At 66.0% G+C, this 3,360-nt stretch carries 4 protein-coding genes and 1 tRNA gene; 1 reads left to right on the top strand and 4 read right to left on the bottom strand.

Going from position 1 to position 3,360, the window contains the following annotated elements; translation table 11 throughout:
- Positions 1 to 500: 3-hydroxyanthranilate 3,4-dioxygenase (locus tag ACIPIA_RS12785; protein WP_400510097.1), on the bottom strand; the 500-nt coding region annotated here is incomplete at its 3' end.
- Between the two features lie 35 nt (positions 501 to 535).
- Complete coding sequence (locus ACIPIA_RS12780) at positions 536 to 1,516, bottom strand: dihydrodipicolinate synthase family protein (RefSeq protein ID WP_400510095.1); 981 nt, start codon at positions 1,514 to 1,516, stop codon at positions 536 to 538.
- 220 nt (positions 1,517 to 1,736) lie between these two features.
- On the opposite strand from ACIPIA_RS12780, the gene ACIPIA_RS12775 reads away from it, so the two are divergent.
- Entirely contained in the window at positions 1,737 to 2,645 is a 909-nt protein-coding gene (locus ACIPIA_RS12775) for a LysR family transcriptional regulator (protein ID WP_400510090.1), read from the top strand.
- An 84-nt stretch (positions 2,646 to 2,729) separates the two neighbouring features.
- Here the strand turns inward: ACIPIA_RS12775 and ACIPIA_RS12770 are convergent.
- Positions 2,730 to 2,804 (bottom strand) — tRNA-Val (locus tag ACIPIA_RS12770).
- A 122-nt stretch (positions 2,805 to 2,926) separates the two neighbouring features.
- The gene (gene cpdR, locus ACIPIA_RS12765) at positions 2,927 to 3,286 is read right to left on the bottom strand and encodes a cell cycle two-component system response regulator CpdR (RefSeq protein ID WP_038363805.1); all 360 of its coding nucleotides are present in this window, start codon (positions 3,284 to 3,286) and stop codon (positions 2,927 to 2,929) included.
- Positions 3,287 to 3,360 lie beyond the last annotated feature (74 nt).

Here is a 3,360-nt window from a genome sequence, read left to right as displayed (position 1 = left end):
CAATGCGGGCAGGTGCGAGCCTGCTCGTTGCCGTAGAATTCGCGGTAAAGCGGCGGCAGGTCGTCGACGATGCTGACGAGGTCGACCTCCACGCGATGAACCAGGCCCTGGCACTCGAAACAGTACCATTCGAAGGCGTCGAGCCAGCCTTCGGGGCGCTTCGGCTCGATGACGAGGCCGATCGAGCCTTCCTGCGGACGTTGCGGCGAATGGCGCACATGCGGCGGCAGCAGGAAGATCTCGCCCTCGCGGATCGTCACGTCGTAATGCTTCCCGTCGTCGACGACCTTCAGCATCATGTCGCCCTTGAGCTGGTAGAAGAACTCCTCGACGGGGTCGTCATGATAGTCGGTGCGCCGGTTGGGGCCGCCGACGACGGTCACCATCAGGTCGGAATCGGTCCAGATCTGCTGGTTGCCGACCGGGGGCTTCAGCAGATGCTTATGCTCCTCGATCCACTTGTAGAAGTTGAAGGCCTTCAGCCGTCCTTCGGTCGCCATCTCTCCACCTCTCCCGTTGTCGTCTCGGATGCCGTTCAGACGGCCTTGGCCAAGGGCGCATTGCCGAGCTGCAGGCCGCAGCTCTCGAAGGCGGCGCGCGTGGCGGCCTTCTCGGCATCGGTCAGTTCCAGCATCGGCGGCCGGACGCGCCCGCCGACCTGGCCGAGCAGCTCCTGCCAGTATTTCTGGTGGGCGTGCGGCTTCTCGGCAGGCCGCGTGCCGCGCAGCGCCTCGCGCACCGGGTTCAAGCTGTCGCGCAGGGCGCGGGCCCTGTCGGCCTCGCCGCGGAAGGCAAGATCGGTGTACTCGCGCATGCGCAGGTCGGTCGCGGTCTGGATGAGATAGGGCGGCGAGGAGCAGAGATAGAGCTGCCAGCCGAGCTCGAGGATATTGTCGAGCCACTCCTCCTCTGAGGCCGTGCTGACCAGGATGCGGTCGCCGGCCAGCCGCGTGAGCTCGGCATACATCGGCCGCGGCACGCTGTATTTGATGGCCACGACGTTCTCGATGTCGGCGAGGCGGTTGCAGAGCTGCGGCGAGAGCAGGTAGCCGGAATCCGGATGGCTCCAGAGCGCGATGCCGATGTCGACCTTCTCGGCGATGGTCCGGTAATACTCGTAGACCGTCTCGTCCTGCTCCTTGAAGAAGTGCAGGATCGGCGCGTGGACGACGATGTAGTCGGCGCCGACCTTCTGGGCATGGCGGGCGAGATCGATCACCACGTCCATGTTCTGGTCGGAGCAGGACATGATCGTCTGGCCGCGTCCGGCGGACGCCTCGACGGCGAGCTCGAAGTTGCGCTTGCGCTCCTCGATCGACATCGAGAAGAACTCGCCCTGCTTGCCGGCGACGAACAGCCCGTCGATCTTGAGATCGTCGAGCCAATGCCGGACGTTCTGGCGGAAGCCGTCCTCATCGATCGCGAGCGTGTCGGTGAAGGGGGTGAGCGCGGCGGCCCAGATGCCCTTCATATGGGCGCGGGCATAGGCCTTGGCGTCCTTCTTGGCGTATTTCATGAAGCCTCACCCTCGTCTTCCGGCCGGATCCGGGCAGGGGAGCGGCAAAGGCGAGGGGCGTCCCTTCGCCGCTTGCCTACGCCGCCGCCTCCGCGTTCCCGCCTGGCGTCGCCCCTTATGCGATGAGGGCGATGAGGGATGATCGCATGAGAGGCGGGGTATACGGCAACTCGTAACATTCGTATGAATTCGGAAGCTGTCCTTATAAATCGGAAGTTCCATGGCGATCACGCTGCGCCAGATCCAGGCTTTCCTCGCGGTAACCGAGCAGGGCACCTTCACCAAGGCGGCCGAGCGGCTGCACATGGCACAGCCGGCGCTCTCCCAGCTCGTGCGCGAGCTGGAGCGCGAACTCGGCATCCGAGTGCTCGACCGTACGACACGCCGTGTGGAACTGACCGAGGGAGGGCGCGAATTCCACGGTGCGGCGTTGAAAGTGGTGCAGGATCTAGACACCGCCGTGCAGAACGCCAACGGGCTGGCGGAGCGCCGTCGCGGGCGCATCGTGGTGGCGGTGCCGCCGCTGCTCGCGGCGGTGATCATGCCACCGGCGATCGCGGCGCTGCGCGAGAAGCATCCGGGCCTTCAGGTGGCGATCGTCGACGCGCGCAACGACCTCGTCGTCGAAGCGGTTCGCTTCGGCCGGGCCGATTGCGGAGTCGGGACTTTCTCGGCTGTGGAGGACAATATCGAGCGGACGCCGCTCGCCCGCGACAGCCTGATGCTGTTCTGCGCCCGCGGCAGCCGATTCGCCGAACGCGAGAGCGTGCGCTGGCGCGGCCTCGCGGAGGAAGAACTGATTACGCTGACCCGCGAGAGCGGCATCCGCCTGCTGGTCGAGGTCGGCTACGAGAGCGCCGAGATCACGCTGCGGCCGGCCTATGAGGTGGCGCAGATCACGACGGCGCTGGCGCTGGTCGAGGCCGGGCTCGGTATCGCCGTGCTGCCGACCTATGCGCGCGCCGTCGCGCCGGCCGGTGTGGTGGCGCGGCCCCTCGCCGAGCCTTCGATCACGCGCGACATCGTCATGATTCGGCCGAGCGGACGTTCGGTCTCGCCGGCGCTCTCGGCCTTCGAGACGCTGCTGCGGCGATTCGTGCGGCAGCTCGCGCCGAGCGAGGAGGGTTAGAGAGGGGCGGCGGAAGCCGGACCGGAAAGCAGAAAGGCCGCCCGATGAGGCGGCCTTTCGTCCCTGTATTGCAAGGGCATCAAATGGTGGGCGCGACAGGGATCGAACCTGTGACCCCTACGATGTCAACGTAGTGCTCTCCCGCTGAGCTACGCGCCCGTTCGCCGCCAGAAGCGACTTCCGGAAGCGTGTCCGGGCCGTGTTGGCCGCGATCACGCTGCGAGGTGAGGGGGCTATAGCGGCTCGCTTCGCAGCTTGCAAGGCGTTTGCCGCATAAATTCTCAGGCCGCCAACAGCTTCTCGACTTCGTTGACGAGCTCGCGCAGATGGAAGGGCTTCGACAGCACCTTCGCGTCCTTCGGAGTCTGCGAATCCGGGTTGAGCGCGACGGCGGCGAAACCCGTGATGAACATGACCTTGATGTCCGGATCGAGCTCGGTGGCGCGGCGCGCCAGCTCGATTCCGTCCATCTCGGGCATGACGATATCGGTGAGCAGCAGTTCGAACGGCTCCTCGCGGAGGCGATTATAGGCCGACAGGCCGTTGTCGAAGGAGGCGACGTCGTAGCCCGCGTTCTGCAGGGCCTTGACCAGGAAGCGACGCATGTCGTTGTCGTCTTCCGCGAGCAGTATCTTCGTCATGGGCCTGTTCTGTCCGTCCTGAGGCCTGCGTTTCGATGCGTGTCTGGCGTGCGGGGGCGGCCCGCCGGGCCTCG

The organism is Allobosea sp. CER48, assembly GCF_044752385.1.
Taxonomy (GTDB): domain Bacteria; phylum Pseudomonadota; class Alphaproteobacteria; order Rhizobiales; family Beijerinckiaceae; genus Allobosea.
The sequence above is the reverse complement of the archived record's forward strand: the minus strand, read 5'-3'. Positions and strand labels throughout refer to the sequence as shown.